Source organism: bacterium (assembly GCA_029210965.1).
In the GTDB taxonomy this organism is placed as follows: Bacteria; BMS3Abin14; BMS3Abin14; order BMS3Abin14; family BMS3Abin14; genus JALHUC01.
Genome location: JARGFZ010000019.1, coordinates 1 through 15,914 on the forward strand (window position 1 = coordinate 1; position 15,914 = coordinate 15,914).

The window sequence follows — 15,914 nt, forward strand, 5'->3', positions numbered from 1 at the left end:
TCCGCTGCCATGGAGGAGGCATTTACTACAGGGGTTTTACGAATTTAAATGACTGGCTTTACGGGGAAGGGGACAATAAGGAGAGAAGACGCTTTTACCATCATTGTACAGAATAGCCCTATGGACATCGCGAAGGCGCTCCTTGATTTCGGATTGACCTGGCTTCTCGGACTCCTTTTCTTCTTGATCGGGGCCATCGTCTTTTATATGAAACCGGGTACCGAGTCATCCCGGGCTTTCCTGTTGGCGCCGTTTACGGTGGGGATCTTCCTCATTTTTACCTACACCAGCAAGTTAACACCCGATTGGCTGAACATCATGCTCATCTTCAGCTCGACCTTTATTCCAGCAACAGTATTTCACCTCGCTGCGATGTTTCCAGCGGAACAAAAATGGGTCAAAAAGCGCAAATGGATCCTGGTAATTCCGTACTCCATAGCTGCTACACTTTTCATTGCATTGGTAATATCCACAGATATATATACCGATGCTCCCAACTATCTGCTCGACTCAACGGAAATATTCAGGGGCATTGCGTTGCTTTTCTTCCTGGGGTCCATATTATTGGCGGTCATCAGAACGAAAGAACCTCTGCCCCGGACCAGGGCTATTGCTGTTTCCTTCGGGTTACCTGCGCTGATCGTGCCGACTGTACAATTGTTTTCTGGTGTTTTCTTTGACATCAGGATCGTTTCTCATCCGTTATATTACATGCCGTTTTACGTGTTTTTCCCCCTCGCCACCGCTTATGCCATCATCAAACACAACATCTTTGACGTGGATGTTTTCATAAGAAGAACCGTTGGATACAGCCTGATGACCCTGTTTGTGGGTTTGTTATTTGTAGCCATGGCGGTATCAGTGAGACCCATTACCCTGCTCTTCCCCGCGATGGACAAAATATCGGGGCTCTACCCTGTCCTCTTCGCTCTGTTTGTTGTTTTCTTTTTCCGTCCCATTCAAGGCAGGCTGCAGCGGGCTGTCAATAGGCTCTTTTACCGTGAAAAATACGATTACAAAGGTGCTGTGACCACCATCAGTAATGAACTGACCACGGTCCTCGATCTCAATAAAGTCATCATTATGATCATCCATGCAGCCCGTGACGTTATGTCCATAGATTCGGCAGGAGTGATCCTTCTCCAACCGAAAGTAGGTGAATGTCCTGCCCTGTTTGTCCACGACCCCCCGGCAGGCGATAAAGAAGAGAAGATCGAAGATATCTGCTTCGATCTGAACGATCCCGTAATATCCCTGTTGAAAGAGGAGAGGAAACTGGTCACCCGTGATGACCTCCTGGAGAATCCGAAATACAGTGAGGTCAAGGATGAATGTCTCCATCACCTGGATAAGATGAGGGGCTTTATGGCGTTGCCGTTGGTTTTCCAGGATCGCTTGATCGGTATTCTGATTCTGGGACTTAAGAAATCAGGACGGTTCTACAACTTGGAAGACATGGATCTTTTAATCACTCTGGCAGATCAGGGAGCCATCGCCATCGAAAACGCAAAGCGGGCCGAGAGTATGAAGAGCGAGGAAGTCGTGCGGGCTAACCTTGCCAGGTACCTGTCCCCACAGGTGGTGGATCAGGTTATCAGTAAGAACGTAAAAATGGACCTGGGTGGAGAAAAAAAGGTCGTGACTGTACTGATCTCGGACATTCGTGGTTTTACCAGGCTCACGGAAACTCAGCCTCCTGATCGTCTCGTAACTATTATCAATGGGTATTTTACCGAAATGGCGCAGGTTATCTTCGATAACCAGGGATCGTTGGACAAATATATCGGTGATGCCATCGTTGCGAGTTATGGAAGCCTCATAGAGGTCGACAACCCCACAGCCCAGGCAGTCAAAACAGCAATAGATATGATAGATCGAATGACCCGACTGAACAGGAAGTGGGCTGAGGAGTTCGACGGATTGCACATGGACATAGGAATCGGTGTTGACACGGGCGAGGTTTTCCTCGGGAATGTGGGGTCCCCGGATCGAATGGAGTTTACCGTTATCGGTTCGGCCGTCAACAACGCCCAGTTTTGTTCAGATACGGCGGGACCCAACGAGATCCTTCTTTCGGAAACGGCTGCTGCTGCCCTGGGCGCCAAAGTCGGCGTGCGGGAACTGGATGAGTTCCCTGGACAGCCGGATGCACTGAAGATACTGAAAGTGGTGAGGTGACAACTTCAACAGAAAAGCGGCCGCATCTCTTCCCTTCGTTGTAAGAGCCCCTGGGGCCGGGATGAAACATATGCTCGTGGTTGCAGTCCTGTCCATGGTGAGTGCCGCACTGCTCATCCTGTCCTCTCCCGGTTATGGATACTCCTTTCTAGCCTGGGTCGCCTTGGTCCCGCTGCTCATTGTCATAAAAAGTTCCAGGCTTTCGGAATCGTTCATTTATTCCCTGTTGGCCGGACAGCTCTTCTACTTCGGACACCTTTCCTGGATGTACAGCATCGATGGAATCTCACCTGTCATCTTCGCGCTGCTGGGGCTTGTCAATGCCTGGCTATTCGGCCTCTTCGGATTTGCAGCCAGCCTCCTAAAAAGAGAGCGCGCTTTTGACGTCATCCTGTTTCCAGCATTGTGGGCGCTGATCGAGTACCTTCACCACCACCAAGGTTTCCTCTCCCTCACCTGGGGGACCCTCGCCTACACTCAGTATGAGGTTCCCGCTGTGAACTGGATCGCCTCTTTAACGGGTATTTACGGCATCTCTTTTCTCATCGTGTTCGTAAATGCATGTATCGCTCATGCCATTATTAGTCTTAATTTTCAAACTATTGCGAAGGAAAACCAGGGGGGTGCCCAATTCGCTTTCCCCGGTGTCAGAGCACTTTTGCTGCCTGCTGTTGTCATGGTTCTGATCCTTGCCATAGGTATGGTCAGGACTTTCCCTGATGACATTTCTGCCGGCGATTGCATCAAGGCGGGCCTCGTCCAGGCAGGGCTGCCGGGATACAGCTCTTCTACTGATGATGAAAAGAGGGAGGCGTTAAGGCGCCTGAAGCAGTTAAGCCTGGCAGCTGCTGCAGAGCACCCGGCATTCATTGTGTGGCCCGAAACGGCAGTTCCCGGGAAGATCCCTTACGACAGCATCATGGTCAAAATGTTGTCCCGTATTTCCGACGAGTCAGGTGCTTCTCTCCTTGTGGGAGCCGCGGGTTACGATAAGTTCCAGTCCAGCGAAAGGCAGCAGACCGGCATAGCAAACTCCGCTTTTCTCTTTAAACCTGGTGAGAGGATAGTAGGGCGATATGAAAAGATCATGCTCGTACCGTTCAACGAATATCTCCCACTGCGGGGAAAGATAACATGGCCTCGATGGATCGTGGGGTCCAACTGGAAAAATGCCCAACCCGGGAGCGAGATGACCATCCTGGAGGCGGATGGCCTGAGGTTTGGCGTCCAGATCTGCTGGGAAAACCTCTTCCCCGATCACTTCCGGAAGGTTTCAGCTCAAGGGGTGGATTTTATGGTCAGCATTACCAACGAATCTTTCGTCAAAGCTCCTGCCGCCAGGGAGCAGATGCTGGCTTTTAACATTTTCCGTGCCATCGAGAATCATGTCTCCATCCTGCGTGCGGCTTCAACGGGTATTTCAGCGATGATAAGTCCGAAGGGGGAAATAACAGCAATGATTAAGGATGAGCACGGCAAGCCTGAATACGGCGCTGGAATGCTTGTGGATAAGGTTCAGGCCACCTCCCAACGCTCCTTCTACAATCGGCACGGTGACTGGTTCGTTGTTGCACTCGCCCTGCTCATGTGTGTATATTTTTGTTTCTTACTTGGGGAAACACTTTTCAGACTTAAAAACAGGTGATCAGGCTTTTACGGCCTTTGTTGTATTCGTACCCCTGACTGGGGTTCGTTATAATGATCATGGAGAATCCGTGGGGGATCGGTCCGTGGTCGGGTGCGTGGGAGGGTAAAATAGGGAAGCGACGTTTTAACTGTGTGCTGGCTCTGGGATTTTTTGTGTCTTTGGGGATAGGTGGTGCGGCTCTTGGGGATTCGGCCATGGTCCTACCGAAGGGAGTGTCCTCAGTCAACGTCATCTATTACAACTACTTTGACATCGACGAAAGGTACGACCCCGACGGAGATGCAGAGGACATCGCCGCCAACTACAATGCCGACCTTAACAGCACAGTATTCCCTTCACTGGCTCTCCTGGAGGCTTCGGCGGGTGGTCCTCTGCCCGACGGATCTGCCACCCTGGGACAATCCCTGGTCGATTTCACCCTTAAATACAGGTGGTGGGAGATCGCCTATGCATACGGGCTTTCTGACCGGCTGACCCTGGGAATCCTTATTCCTTACAACAACTCTAAAAACAACGTCAATGCCGTCATCGACAGCACAACAGCTACAGTAGGTGTTATCCCCGTAGTGCCATATCTTGTTCCCACACCCCTCGTAGGGGGGCCAGGGACGCCTTTGACCACACAACAACACAACAGGTCCAGGACCTTCTTGGCGCAGGTCTGGACGCGGACGGCAACGGATCGGTGGATATCCCCGGTTTCGGTTACGATCCCGTCGAATCCTGGTCCGATGGCGGTATCGGAGACATCGAACTCCTGGCTAAGTACAAATTGTATGATGATAATGATTGGAGGCTGGCTTTTACTGGCGGTATCCGAATGCCAACTGGAGACGTTGACGATCCGGACAACCTGGTCGACGTCCCCTTCGGTGACGGCACCACCGATCTCATCCTCCGGTTCCATACGGACTACACAGGTGTAGATAAACTTTTCCTGAACGCTACCTTAAAATACGATATCCAGCTTTCCAGTGAGGAGATTAAAAGGGTCCCGGACGATGTCAACCTCCCACTTACGGCCAACAAGGAAAAGGTTGATCTGGATCTTGGAGATGTCCTTGACCTGGAACTGATGGGAAAATATTCCCTGTCCAGGGAGTGGTCTATTGGGCTCAAGTACAGGTACACGGCCAAGGGCAAGGACAAGGTGGACGGGAATTCCGGATTCGCATACTCCTCCCTGGAGGCGGAGACTGACTTTACATCCCACATGGGCTTTCTCCTCGTGGGGTATTCCACAGTGGGGAAATATATGGATGAGAAGACCGGGATTCCCTTTGACCTGAACCTGGCCTACCGGGACAGGTTCGCGGGGACGAACAACGTGACTGTTTCCCAGTTCATCTCTGTTGATTTCAGTCTGTATTTTTGACGCTGATCAGGGAGGATATTAGGAAAGGCAGGCGGTACTCAGACAGGCTATTCCGACGGCTCGGGCGGGTCCTCGCCGTGGATGCTCTCGCAGGTGACGAGGCGCTCGGTAAGGGTTCTGGCGCGGCGGCTCATGGCCTGAAAGATGGAGAAGATGAGGGAGGCGTCATCGTAGATGGCTCTTATCAGCCGGGTCCGGTCGATCTGCAGGATGCTCGTTCGCCCGTCCGCGGTGGCAGTGGCGTAGCGGGGCATGATCTTGTCGTCGGCAAGGGCGGCGATGCCGAAGGCCTCCCCGGGCCCCACCGCCGCGATCTCGACCTCTCTGCCGTTGGGCAGAGTCGTGACCAGGCGGACCTTCCCTGTCTGAACAATGTAAATGGCGTTGTCCATGTCCCCTTCGCGGAAGATAGCCTCCCCGTGAGCATATTCCCTGCCCAGGAGGTCCGCACCTGAATGATTGCTATCAAAACTGGAGTGTTCCACATGTTCTCCATGGACGTCGGCAGACCGCTCGGACATACCGTTTTCTTGCAAGCTTAACTGCTGACATTTTACATGAATTTATCCAATTCGCTAGCAACGTGTCTGTACATCCGTACAGCATTTCCCCTCCCAGGGGTGTTGCATAAATACTTCACTGCAGTTGGGAGTGTTGCAAATATGTAACACTTGACACCCCTCCCATCCCCATTTTCCGACCACGGATGACCCCCTGGTTATCAGGTTTAATATGGATTTTCTTTTACAAAAGCCCCATTTTAAAAGGCCCAGAGCCGGTAACCTTGTAGCGCACCGTTGTCTGGCGGTTGCCACCGCTGAAACGGCACGCATATTGCTCTATACTTCAGATTAATAGGTGAATGAAAACATTCTGCGGAGGCAATTCGCCAGCAGGTATATAGATCGGGGGAAATGTTATGCACAGCGTGAAAAATTATTTGGTTGGATTAAAAAGGTCCATTTTTCACCGGGGCGAAGATTTTGCTCTTGAGGGCGGGATCTCCTTCGGGCCGGGCAGCGGTGACCCCAAGGGCAATTTCTATAACCCCAGACTCTCCTTTTACTGGGAGCAGCCGGATTCAGTCCAGTTGGATGAAGGCTCCAGTGAGGGAAAGCGGATCCTGAGCAGCTGGTTCTCGAAAATGAGTAAACTGAGAAAGACCGCCTGAGAGAACTTCTAGCGCACTTTAATTTCAGATCACAAAAAGTACGTTGTGATTAACAAGCAGGGCCCCTACCTTCCGGTAGGGGCCCTGCTTGTTTGTTTATGATTACTGGTTATTCGAAGCTTTATTCGAGAGGCGTTGTGCCTTCCTCTTCGTAATTCCAGTTCATGCGGCGCTGGAACTCAAGAGCGATCCAGTTCTTGGTGTCCGCGTCGAGTTTCTTGGTGACCGTTCCTTTGTCTGATCCACACGTTTTTACGCGTGCCTCAAGTTCCTTATCGTGCCACTCCTTGGCATCATGTTTTACATCCTTCATGATGTCCTCTTTGGTGCGCCTGTAGTTCATTCCCGGGATGATCAAGTGATCGTATTCCATGATTCTCACTCCCTTCAACCTCTCCTGCTTTAACGACTCCAAACTATGAAAAGAATTGTTCTTCTCGCTCTTTAAATTTAACTCCTACTGACTCGATTACAACAGTATATAATGAATTAATAATATATGGGGTTTCCTTTTTTATGGAAAGGCAGGTACCGAGGGATCCCGCCGTTGTCGGGACCAAACAGCTGGACAACTGTGAAAGCTGAAAACCCAATCTGGTAATCGCTTATGCGGAAATTCAAAAACCAGTTGAATTTGTTGTTTTTCTTCCTGAGTTCCTCTTGATAAGCTACTAATCTGAGGTAGAATTATGTGTGCCCCAGTTTGGGGAATCCCATCCTGAATCCCATCGTTTGCGCTTTATCCAAATGCCCGATCGTTTCGGCAGATCTGCCATTCACACGGGGGTGCTTGATGAAGCGGCTATTTGTTTTTTTGGCAATTCCGTCAATATATTAAAAACAGGAGAGTCAGACCATGAAATACAAACAACTTGGAAGAACAGGGCTGCTCGTTTCGGAACTGTGTTTCGGGACCATGACCTTCGGCGGGAAAGGTTTCTGGAAAGCCATCGGACAGTTGCCCCAGGCCGCTGCCAACGATCTCATCGACCGCGTGCTGGAGGCGGGTGTCAACTTTATCGACACGGCCAACGTCTACTCCGAGGGGGAATCTGAAAAGATCCTGGGAAAAGCCCTGGGGAAGCGCCGCAAGGATGTCGTACTGGCGACAAAAGTGTTCAGCCGGATGGGTCCGGGGCCCAATGAAACAGGGCTGTCCCGCGCTCACATCATGCAGGCTGTGGAAGACAGCCTGACCCGGCTGGGTACCGATTACATCGACCTTTATCAGATCCACGGTTTTGACGCCCTCACCCCCATGGAGGAGACCCTGCGGGCCCTGGACGATCTGGTCCACTCCGGGAAGGTCCGATACATCGGATGTTCCAACCTGGCGGCCTGGCAATTGATGAAAGCCCTCTGGATCTCCGACAAATGTAATCTGCACCGTTTTGAGAGTCTCCAGGCTTATTACACCATTGCCAGCCGGGAACTCGAGCGGGAACTCGTACCGCTCCTGGAGGACCAGAACCTGGGCCTGATGGTCTGGAGCCCCCTGGCAGGAGGACTTTTAACCGGGAAATTCGACCGGGAGGGCAAGGGCCCCGGCAATGCCCGCCGCGCTGATTTTGATTTTCCGCTGGTGGATAAGGAGCGGGCCTTTGACCTTGTGGACGTGATGCGGGAAATAGCAGAAGATAAGGGTGTAACCGTGGCACAGGTGGCCCTGAGCTGGCTTCTGCACCAGCCCGTTGTCACCAGTGTGATCATCGGGGCCAAAACTCCGGAGCAGCTGAACGAAAACCTCGCCGCCCCGGATGTCCAGCTGTCTCAGGACGACCTGGCCCGTCTTAAAGATGCCAGCGAACTGCCTCCAGAGTATCCCGGCTGGATGATCAATCGGCAATCCAGACACCGCTTCCCGGAAACACCGGAAGACGAGTGATAAGCTAAAGGATCGTAGGGTCGTGCCCTGCCGGGTCGAAGCTTTAGCGAAAACCGATGCCGCTCCTTCGACAAGCTCCCATCGACTGAGCTCAGGGCAGGGCAGGCAGAGGACACGGAGGAATACATGATCTGGGGGAAAGAACGGTTCCTGCGAGAGCAGAGCGTAGAACCCAGAACGCAGAATAAACTGACTACGGATCACGGATCACAAATACAGAACGCTGGAAAAAATCTAACCTTGCGTCATTCCGGGCAACGACCCGGAATCCAGCCTGGATTGCCTGTCCCGAGCCCAGTCGAGGGGTCATGGCGAACCCTAAAACAGTCCCGATTTTTTACTCTTCCTCCCCCTATGGAGGGGGACTTCGGAATAAATAGGATAGGATTTCACCATCCCCTCAGTCCCCTCCCCTCAAGGGAGGGGAGGTTGCGGAAGCGGATTCCTGATAGGAGGATTGAGGTGGGGGTAACTGGAATTCAGCCATGTGAAGCGATCTCAGGTTTTTGAGATCTGAGATCTGAGATTTGAGATTCGCCCTTTTTGCAGGGACACTCTTCGATCACGCCATCGGCGTCACTCAGGGCAGGCACGAGGGTTTCAAGTCCGCTCCCGTTATTGACGGTAGGCCTTAATGAACGACACCTTTAAGCGGAAGGGACCTTTCTGGCGTTGGGATATGAGGAGCCCCAGGGCGACAATGGGTGATGGGTCCAGTTCCGGCGCTCCGGGGACTATCTCGCCGCGAAAGGTGGGGACGAACCGGCCAAAGGGGATCTTCAGCTCCTCCCAGACCCCTGGTTTGGTATTAAAAATGGCTCTGTAAATCACAGAGTCGAAACGCGGCTCTGTGGTCACTGAAAGTTTGTATGAATTCCCGTCACCCATAAAAGAGATTGCGAGACCCTGGTAGTCAGACAGATCGAAGTCCAAGTGTCCGGAGCGCACCGATGCGAACCCTCCCCCGTGTTCCATGGAAACCTCGCCGGTAAAAAGGGCGCCTGATGAATCTTCGTAAAGGAAGGCACTGTTGGAAACCCCTCCCATAACCCGGTCGTCGATGGAACCCCACGATGCGGCGGCTTCGGGTGAACTGAAATCGAACAGTGTAAGTAGTTTGTCCATTACAGGGAAATCCTCCTTTTGTTGTGTTAACCTGAACTTAATCATCATTGCAGATGGCTGATGGGAAATACTGCAGGAATGATATTTAAATTAAAAAGCATGGAAGGACTAAACGGCAAGATCCTCACGTAAGGCGGACCCATTTTGGATGAGATGACACTTAAAGACGAAAACCTGATCCTGGTTACCGAAGCTGATGGCAGCTATTTTGACAAGAGCAACCAGATGTTCGGAAATCTCTTTGACTATATCAAGGGTCATAACATCCCGATGTCTGCCCCTGTGGAGGGCAGCGTTGATGAGGAGGCCCGGATGGTCTTCTACGTCGGGCCCGGTGTTGAGGACGAAGGACTCACCGACGATGGGAAGGTCAGGGTTGTCCGTCTTCCGGAGCGCAAGGTTGCCGCCATGGGAGGGCGGGGATCCTACAAGGAGAAAAACGTCCGAAAATACCTGGATCAACTGGAGGCGTACCTTGCCGGGCAATCCCAATACGAGACTGCAGGCCTTGCCTACACTGTTTTCTGGAACCCGCCTTTCATCCCCTGGTTCCTGCGCCACCTGGAAGTGCACATTCCCGTTCGATCCACTGAAGACGGTCCCGGACAGTAGGATTTTGATGATGCCCGAAACACTCGAGGATCGAGTCCACAAGCTCAACGACAGGCCCCAGGGGGAAGGGCCGGTGGTCTACTGGATGAGCCGTGACCAGAGGGCTTCCGACAACTGGGCCCTTCTTTATGCGCAGCAAAAGGCCATCGAAGCGAAAGAACCCCTGCTTGTCGTTTTTTGCCTGGTCCCTGATTTCCTTGACGCCACCATGAGGCATTACGGTTTCATGCTTCGAGGATTGGAGGAGACTTCAACAGACCTGACCAGGAAGAACATCAGGTTCAAACTGCTGGAAGGCGACCCTGTCTACGAAATTGCCCGGTTCGTGGAATCGTCAGGGGCAGGCCTCCTGGTGACCGATTTCGACCCCCTCAGGATCAAGACCAGGTGGCGGACATCCGTTTCTGAAAAAGCAGGAGTCCAGGTCGCGGAGGTGGATGCCCACAATATCGTTCCTTGCCGAATAGCTTCGGACAAGCAGGAGTTTGCCGCATACACTTTCCGTCCAAAGGTGACCAGGCTCCTTGACCGCTACCTGGTACCCTTTCCACGGCTTAAAAAACACCCTTTTGGAGGGCTGGCAAAAGCTGAACCGTTGGACTGGCAGGCCGTCTCACGGAAGCTGAAGGTGGACCGCACTGTGGGGGAGGTCGAATGGATCATACCCGGCGAAAAGGCCGCCAAGGCAGCTCTGAAACGGTTCCTGAAAAACGGCTTACACAGGTACGATGAAGACAGGAACGATCCAGCCATAGAGGGTCAGTCCGGTCTTTCTCCATGGCTCCATTTTGGTCACCTGTCCCCCCAGCGGTTGGCACTGGAGGTGTCATCGTCAGGAGTTCAACCGGAAGTTACAGCTGCTTTCCTGGAAGAGCTCATCGTTCGCAGAGAGCTTTCGGACAACTTCTGTTTTTACAACCCTTTCTACAACTCGGTGGATGGATTCCACGACTGGGCGAAAAAAACCCATAAAATCCATCGAACCGATCCCAGGCCTTACCTGTATTCATCGGACCAGTTTGAAAAGGCCGGGACCCACGATCCGTACTGGAACGCCGCCCAGAGGCAGATGGTCCAGACAGGGAAGATGCACGGCTACATGAGAATGTACTGGGCCAAAAAGATCCTGGAGTGGTCCCATTCTCCCGGGGAGGCCCTTGAGATCGCTATTAAACTCAACGACCGCTATGAGCTTGATGGCCGTGACCCCAACGGGTACACCGGGATCGCCTGGAGCATCGGCGGAGTTCATGACAGGGCCTGGGGAGAGCGGCCGGTTTTCGGCAAAGTGAGATACATGAACGAGGCAGGTCTCAGAAGAAAGTTCAAGCTCGAGCCCTACCTTGCAAGATACAGTGAATAGCTCTTTTCTATTAAAGCCAGGCCAGCCTGTCGGAGAGGCGAGGGGCAAAAGGTTTACGCCAGGAGAGACCGATGACCTATAAAGAGACTGAATGGATTGAAAGGCCGCGGGTGGGGATAAGCACCTGCCTTCTCGGAGAGAACGTTCGTTACGATGGAGGCCACAAACTGGACCGCTTCCTTCGCGACACCCTGGGAACTTTCGTGGATTACGTTCCCGTATGCCCCGAGGTGGAAGCCGGATTTCCCACCCCCAGGGAGGCGTTTCACCTGGAGGGGGATATCAAGCGGCCCCGGCTCGTCACATCCCGCACAAACGTGGACCACACTGAGCGCATGGAGAACTGGGCCATGGAACGGGTTTCCCAGTTGGAGAAGGATAACCTGTGTGGTTTTATCTTCAAGAGCGGTTCCCCGTCCAGCGGAATGGAGCGGGTCAAGGTGAAAAACGAGAAAGGGATGCCTGATAAGAAGGGCATCGGGATCTTCGCCCGCATCTTCATGGAACGCTTTCCCCTCCTGCCTGTGGAAGAGGAAGGGCGGCTGCACGACATGGACCTGAGGGAGAACTTCATTGAAAGGATCTTCACCCTCATGAGGTGGAAAGAGATGGTCCGCACCTCGCCAACCATGGGCAAGCTGGTTGATTTCCACACTCGCCACAAGATGCTCATCCTGTCTCATAACCAGCAGATGTACAGGGAAATGGGCAGGTTCGTGGCAGGCGGCGCGAAACGTCCCGGGAAAGAACTCTACCAGCGTTACGCGGAGTTCCTCATGATTTCCATGAAATACAAGGCCACGCCCCGCAAAAACAGCAACGTGCTCATGCACGCCATGGGCTACTTCAAGGAAACCCTTTCATCAGACGAGAAACAGGAGATGATCCAGGTCATCGACGACCATCGCCTCGGGCTGACACCCCTCATCGTCCCCATTACCCTGCTGAACCACTACGTGCGCAAGTACGACCAGCACTACCTCAGCGAACAGGTGTACCTGAACCCCCACCCCATGGAGCTCCAGCTCCGGAATCATGTGTGAGGCGGCAGTCGGGATGAACTTCATTGCCGCATTCGCGTAAAGCTACGGCGGACAAGCGAACCCCGACCGCTCGATTATACTCACGGCCGACACGCGGATTTTCAGTCCGCTGCTCTACCGACTGAGCTACCTCGGCATTACGTTTGTTGCTCACCATGGTCACCGTCTGAGATCACGCCACCGGCGTGATCTCTAGTCCCGCCAACGGCGGGAAGCTACCTCAGCTGAATCAGACCCCTTTTTCAAGTCCAGACGGCTTTGTCTGTCAAGGGTATAAGCAAATCTCAGATCTCAGAATAACCTGATCCAGGATCGCAATACCCAGAAAGGCCTTTCTTTGGGCTTTGGACTTTGGCCTTTGGGTTACCGAGGTGTCAGCGCTGCTTGACACGTCGGTTCCAGTCCTCGTACGTAAATCCCCGGCAGTCGGGAAGCGTTTCCCTGTAATCCTCACCGAATTTGTGGAGTGTTTTGGGCACCTGCTTCGGAGCCAATTCGTAAAGCATCCCCATGTAGGACCGGCTCCAATACCAGGTGTCGCGGATCTTCCAGAACCAGACGTTGTCGTAATGGAAGATGTCGATGGGAAGGTCGGGAACAAAGGCGATACCCTGGTCCTGAGCTACGCACATGATTTCGGGCATCTGGAAGACCATCGGCGGCTCGGCTGCGCTTGGATCCATGGGCAGCTCAGACGGTGTACTGGCACAACCGGTAGTAAGGAGAAATAAGGTTAATAGAACGAAATGTGGTAAGGATGTCAAAATGCCCTGCCCCGGATAAGTTTTATTTACATGCATCCCTATTTTGTTTGCCGGATTTTGCTTCTTGAGACGACCGGGACGTATTTGGAAATGACCTCGGATTGGAGATTTCATACCCGGAAACAAGTCCGGTATCCAAGGAAAAGCCTGGCCGGAGTTTTGCTCCGGCCAGGCTTCCGGTATCTGGCAGCGAAGTAAGAATGAACCTATTTGAGTGTCAGGGAGAAGGTCAGAATGTCGATCGTTTCGGCATCGGACATCCCCTTGTCGGCCACGGCGGAGGGCATCATCGATCCGGGGTGGCCCCAGCGGATTTTGTGGAGAGTCTCCTGGGGGTTGTCATTGGCTAGCCATCCAACACCCTGGATGCCTTCCTTGCCCTTGTCAAAGTCTCTCTTGTTGCCGTCCTTCCCGTGGCACGCTGCACAGGCCTTGCTGTAGAGGTTGCCGCCGTTCAGGGCGTCCCCCCTGGCAGTGCCGTCGGAGTTTAAGGCAGAACTGATGTCGATCTGACCTTCCCGGATAAACTTCACCAGAGCCCATACGCTATCACTGTTCGATGCGAGAGCATTGATCGTGTGGGCACTGCCTTTGTCAGTGAGGGCGTCGTAAAGCTGCTGAGGGCTCTTGGTTCTCGCACTGTAAAGCCCATCGATCCCGGTGAAATGAGACCCTTTTTTGTAGCGCCCGTCCTTCCCGATGGAATCCCAGCCGTGACATTCCTTACAGCGCCACGTATCGCCTCCGGATTTTTTGGCTTCAGAAGGGTAGAGGGGGTGATTACCCGAGACCTCGACATCAAGGACCTTGAACCATTTGTCATAGAGCAGCCCACCCACCTGGATGTCCGCCGCCGTATACCCTTGGGGGACCGATTCGGCCATGGCCGCATCTGGGATGTGGAAGATCAGGGCTCCCAAGGTAAAAACCACAGCCGTGAAAGCCACTACCACAATGTTTTTTCTGTTCATTATGGAACCTCCTTTTGGGGAAAAATCCGAGGCAACCTCCACTGTGAAAGAAATCCACGGTTCTCCGATTACTGATCCGAACAACGAAAGCCCTTGCTACTGGCCGCATTTCACGGATTTTTCAGGGAAATGATGGTAAGTCCGCTTATTATAGACGAACAAAATGATATGACAATCAAATAGTTTTCTAGAATAATACTTTATTAACTTATTAGGCCATCAGGTTGGGGCACCCCTTGGGGTCACACATTTAAGAGGCACCTGTCAAGGCACAAAGAAGTTTTTATAGCAGGGGCTTGTCCCCTGCTTTTCATTCCTGATATCAGTTCTCTCGTTGCGCCCTTGATTTCTATTAATTAGGTGTCAGCCTCAGCTGCATCAGTCACCCATCAGGATCAAGGCCATCTCATCAGCCCCTGTCACATTCCGTGACCCGGAAAAACTTCGGTACCGTACCGTGTCCATAAATATTGTTCAGAAATATTCGCTTCCCGTTCGCGTCCACCACTCCAAGATAATTGTTGTTTGCATGTACATCGATTCCAGCATACACTTGCATCAGGCACCTCCTATCGATAGGTTATGAACCACTATGATTATCAGACCTCAGATTCTCAGGTTTTTAGGTTTGAGGTATTTCTAATCTGGCGGACAAGATTCGATGTCATAGATTTTTGCCCGCCTTCGCTTTCAGCTTCGCCGTGGCACCATAAAACTAAAGAGGCCCTACCAAAAAGGTGGGGCCTCTAAGTTTTTGGGTGGCTTGTCAGGTCGAAGCTTCAGCGAAGACCGATGCCGAGGGAACACGCCGTTGGCGTGTTAAACTACATCTCACCGCGTGGCCGGGCGGCCAAGCGGTTCTCATCCGTATCCAAAGTGCAGGCCCGTCTTCGCTTTCAGCTTCGCCGTGGCACTCCTGAAACTAAAAGCCTCCAGCACATAGCACTGGAGGCTTAAGTTTCAGGGTGGTGCCGAGGGACGGAATTGAACCGCCGACACGCGGATTTTCAGTCCGCTGCTCTACCGACTGAGCTACCTCGGCATTGGTCAGACCCCCTTATCTATGACAGATGACTTTGTCTGTCAAGGGTAAGAGCGAATAAGCGATGTAGAATTCAAAACTCAAAATTAAAGATTCAAGATCTACCCTGCTTGCCAAGTCGTGACTAAAGCGAAGACTGGTGAAACAGCTACCTCTGTAAAGCTTCGTTACGGTAGGAAAGAGCGACTGGATTCCGGATACTCACACTATGGCTTATGTGATTTCCGGAATGACAACAAGTGGTCCTCACACGCTGCACTTTACACTTTGCACTCCAAGCGGCGTCAAGGCCCCTGGGTGCGTCGGTACCAGTCCTCGTAGGAGTATTCCTCACAGTCGGGAAGGGTGGTTCTGTACTCCTCACCGAATTTGTGAAGCTTTTTCGGGACCTGCTTCGGAGTAAGTTCGTAGAGCATGCCCATGTAGCTTTTACTCCAGTACCAGGTGTCCCGGATCTTCCAGAACCAGACGTTGTCGAAGTGAAAGATGTCAATGGGGAGGTCGGGCACAAAGGCGATGCCCTGGTCCGGAGCGACGCACATGATTTCCGGCATCTGGAAGACCACCGGCGGTTCAGCTGAACTGGGATCCATGGGCCGCTCCTGAGGAGTCCCGGCACAGCCGGCAGACATCAGGATAACCAGCAGCAATGAACAGGAATATAACCTGATTCGCATTTACGACCCCCAAGATGACAGGTAAAACCTTCAACTCCTATTGTAGCGGAAATAAATCCG

General features: G+C 52.5%; 15 protein-coding genes and 1 tRNA gene. 9 read left to right on the plus strand and 7 right to left on the minus strand.

Annotated elements, in window-relative coordinates:
• Positions 1-48 precede the first annotated feature (48 nt).
• The 4 genes from P1S59_08635 to P1S59_08650 all read left to right on the plus strand — a co-directional run bounded on the left by P1S59_08635 (position 49) and on the right by P1S59_08650 (position 5,201).
• A complete protein-coding gene (locus P1S59_08635) occupies positions 49-2,178 on the plus strand; it encodes an adenylate/guanylate cyclase domain-containing protein (protein MDF1526318.1) in 2,130 nt (709 codons plus the stop codon).
• Between the two features lie 61 nt (positions 2,179-2,239).
• A complete protein-coding gene (gene lnt, locus P1S59_08640; protein MDF1526319.1) occupies positions 2,240-3,823 on the plus strand; it encodes an apolipoprotein N-acyltransferase in 1,584 nt (527 codons plus the stop codon).
• Positions 3,824-3,876: 53 nt separating this feature from the next.
• Positions 3,877-4,752, plus strand: coding sequence for a hypothetical protein (locus P1S59_08645; GenBank protein MDF1526320.1), 876 nt, complete (start codon positions 3,877-3,879; stop codon positions 4,750-4,752).
• Positions 4,647-5,201 (plus strand): hypothetical protein, encoded by a 555-nt coding sequence (locus P1S59_08650; GenBank protein ID MDF1526321.1) that lies wholly within the window; start codon positions 4,647-4,649, stop codon positions 5,199-5,201. The genes P1S59_08645 and P1S59_08650 overlap by 106 nt, the downstream gene beginning before the upstream one ends.
• 47 nt (positions 5,202-5,248) lie before the next feature.
• On the opposite strand, the gene P1S59_08655 is transcribed toward P1S59_08650, so the two are convergent.
• Positions 5,249-5,722: a cyclic nucleotide-binding domain-containing protein gene (locus P1S59_08655; GenBank protein MDF1526322.1), complete on the minus strand. Its 474-nt coding sequence runs from the start codon at positions 5,720-5,722 to the stop codon at positions 5,249-5,251.
• Positions 5,723-6,129: 407 nt separating this feature from the next.
• Between P1S59_08655 and P1S59_08660 the strand changes: the two genes are divergently transcribed.
• Positions 6,130-6,372: a hypothetical protein gene (locus P1S59_08660; protein MDF1526323.1), complete on the plus strand. Its 243-nt coding sequence runs from the start codon at positions 6,130-6,132 to the stop codon at positions 6,370-6,372.
• Positions 6,373-6,493: 121 nt separating this feature from the next.
• On the opposite strand, the gene P1S59_08665 is transcribed toward P1S59_08660, so the two are convergent.
• The gene (locus P1S59_08665) at positions 6,494-6,745 is read right to left on the minus strand and encodes a hypothetical protein (protein MDF1526324.1); all 252 of its coding nucleotides are present in this window, start codon (positions 6,743-6,745) and stop codon (positions 6,494-6,496) included.
• A 483-nt stretch (positions 6,746-7,228) separates the two neighbouring features.
• Here P1S59_08665 and P1S59_08670 point away from each other — a divergent pair, with 483 nt between their 5' ends.
• On the plus strand, positions 7,229-8,257 hold the full coding sequence (locus P1S59_08670; protein ID MDF1526325.1) for an aldo/keto reductase: 1,029 nt from the start codon (positions 7,229-7,231) through the stop codon (positions 8,255-8,257).
• A gap of 615 nt (positions 8,258-8,872) precedes the next feature.
• Here P1S59_08670 and P1S59_08675 read toward each other — a convergent pair.
• Complete coding sequence (locus tag P1S59_08675) at positions 8,873-9,382, minus strand: CIA30 family protein (GenBank protein ID MDF1526326.1); 510 nt, start codon at positions 9,380-9,382, stop codon at positions 8,873-8,875.
• A gap of 153 nt (positions 9,383-9,535) precedes the next feature.
• On the opposite strand from P1S59_08675, the gene P1S59_08680 reads away from it, so the two are divergent.
• The 3 genes from P1S59_08680 to P1S59_08690 all read left to right on the plus strand — a co-directional run bounded on the left by P1S59_08680 (position 9,536) and on the right by P1S59_08690 (position 12,400).
• The gene (locus tag P1S59_08680) at positions 9,536-9,994 is read left to right on the plus strand and encodes a heme-binding protein (GenBank protein ID MDF1526327.1); all 459 of its coding nucleotides are present in this window, start codon (positions 9,536-9,538) and stop codon (positions 9,992-9,994) included.
• A 7-nt stretch (positions 9,995-10,001) separates the two neighbouring features.
• Entirely contained in the window at positions 10,002-11,357 is a 1,356-nt protein-coding gene (locus P1S59_08685; GenBank protein ID MDF1526328.1) for a deoxyribodipyrimidine photo-lyase, read from the plus strand.
• A gap of 71 nt (positions 11,358-11,428) precedes the next feature.
• Positions 11,429-12,400 carry a DUF523 and DUF1722 domain-containing protein gene (locus P1S59_08690; GenBank protein MDF1526329.1) on the plus strand — a complete coding sequence of 324 codons (972 nt, stop codon included), beginning with the start codon at positions 11,429-11,431 and terminating at the stop codon, positions 12,398-12,400.
• Between the two features lie 374 nt (positions 12,401-12,774).
• On the opposite strand, the gene P1S59_08695 is transcribed toward P1S59_08690, so the two are convergent.
• From P1S59_08695 to P1S59_08710, 4 genes are all read right to left on the minus strand, one after another.
• A complete protein-coding gene (locus P1S59_08695; GenBank protein MDF1526330.1) occupies positions 12,775-13,083 on the minus strand; it encodes a hypothetical protein in 309 nt (102 codons plus the stop codon).
• Between the two features lie 287 nt (positions 13,084-13,370).
• Positions 13,371-14,135 carry a c-type cytochrome gene (locus P1S59_08700; GenBank protein ID MDF1526331.1) on the minus strand — a complete coding sequence of 255 codons (765 nt, stop codon included), beginning with the start codon at positions 14,133-14,135 and terminating at the stop codon, positions 13,371-13,373.
• A 966-nt stretch (positions 14,136-15,101) separates the two neighbouring features.
• Positions 15,102-15,177: transfer RNA gene (locus P1S59_08705), tRNA-Phe, on the minus strand.
• A gap of 284 nt (positions 15,178-15,461) precedes the next feature.
• On the minus strand, positions 15,462-15,854 hold the full coding sequence (locus P1S59_08710) for a hypothetical protein (GenBank protein MDF1526332.1): 393 nt from the start codon (positions 15,852-15,854) through the stop codon (positions 15,462-15,464).
• Positions 15,855-15,914 lie beyond the last annotated feature (60 nt).

Bases quoted from the DNA above. Each gene is read 5' to 3' on its own strand.
- P1S59_08710 (MDF1526332.1), bottom strand. From the start codon at position 15,854: ATGCGAATCAGGTTATATTCCTGTTCATTGCTGCTGGTTATCCTGATG.
- P1S59_08685 (MDF1526328.1), top strand. From the start codon at position 10,002: ATGATGCCCGAAACACTCGAGGATCGAGTCCACAAGCTCAACGACAGG.
- P1S59_08680 (MDF1526327.1), top strand. From the start codon at position 9,536: ATGACACTTAAAGACGAAAACCTGATCCTGGTTACCGAAGCTGATGGC.
- P1S59_08670 (MDF1526325.1), top strand. From the start codon at position 7,229: ATGAAATACAAACAACTTGGAAGAACAGGGCTGCTCGTTTCGGAACTG.
- P1S59_08655 (MDF1526322.1), bottom strand. From the start codon at position 5,722: ATGTCCGAGCGGTCTGCCGACGTCCATGGAGAACATGTGGAACACTCC.
- P1S59_08675 (MDF1526326.1), bottom strand. From the start codon at position 9,382: ATGGACAAACTACTTACACTGTTCGATTTCAGTTCACCCGAAGCCGCC.
- P1S59_08690 (MDF1526329.1), top strand. From the start codon at position 11,429: ATGACCTATAAAGAGACTGAATGGATTGAAAGGCCGCGGGTGGGGATA.
- P1S59_08700 (MDF1526331.1), bottom strand. From the start codon at position 14,135: ATGAACAGAAAAAACATTGTGGTAGTGGCTTTCACGGCTGTGGTTTTT.
- P1S59_08645 (MDF1526320.1), top strand. From the start codon at position 3,877: ATGATCATGGAGAATCCGTGGGGGATCGGTCCGTGGTCGGGTGCGTGG.
- lnt (MDF1526319.1), top strand. From the start codon at position 2,240: ATGAAACATATGCTCGTGGTTGCAGTCCTGTCCATGGTGAGTGCCGCA.
- P1S59_08665 (MDF1526324.1), bottom strand. From the start codon at position 6,745: ATGGAATACGATCACTTGATCATCCCGGGAATGAACTACAGGCGCACC.
- P1S59_08650 (MDF1526321.1), top strand. From the start codon at position 4,647: ATGCCAACTGGAGACGTTGACGATCCGGACAACCTGGTCGACGTCCCC.
- P1S59_08635 (MDF1526318.1), top strand. From the start codon at position 49: ATGACTGGCTTTACGGGGAAGGGGACAATAAGGAGAGAAGACGCTTTT.
- P1S59_08695 (MDF1526330.1), bottom strand. From the start codon at position 13,083: ATGGATCCAAGCGCAGCCGAGCCGCCGATGGTCTTCCAGATGCCCGAA.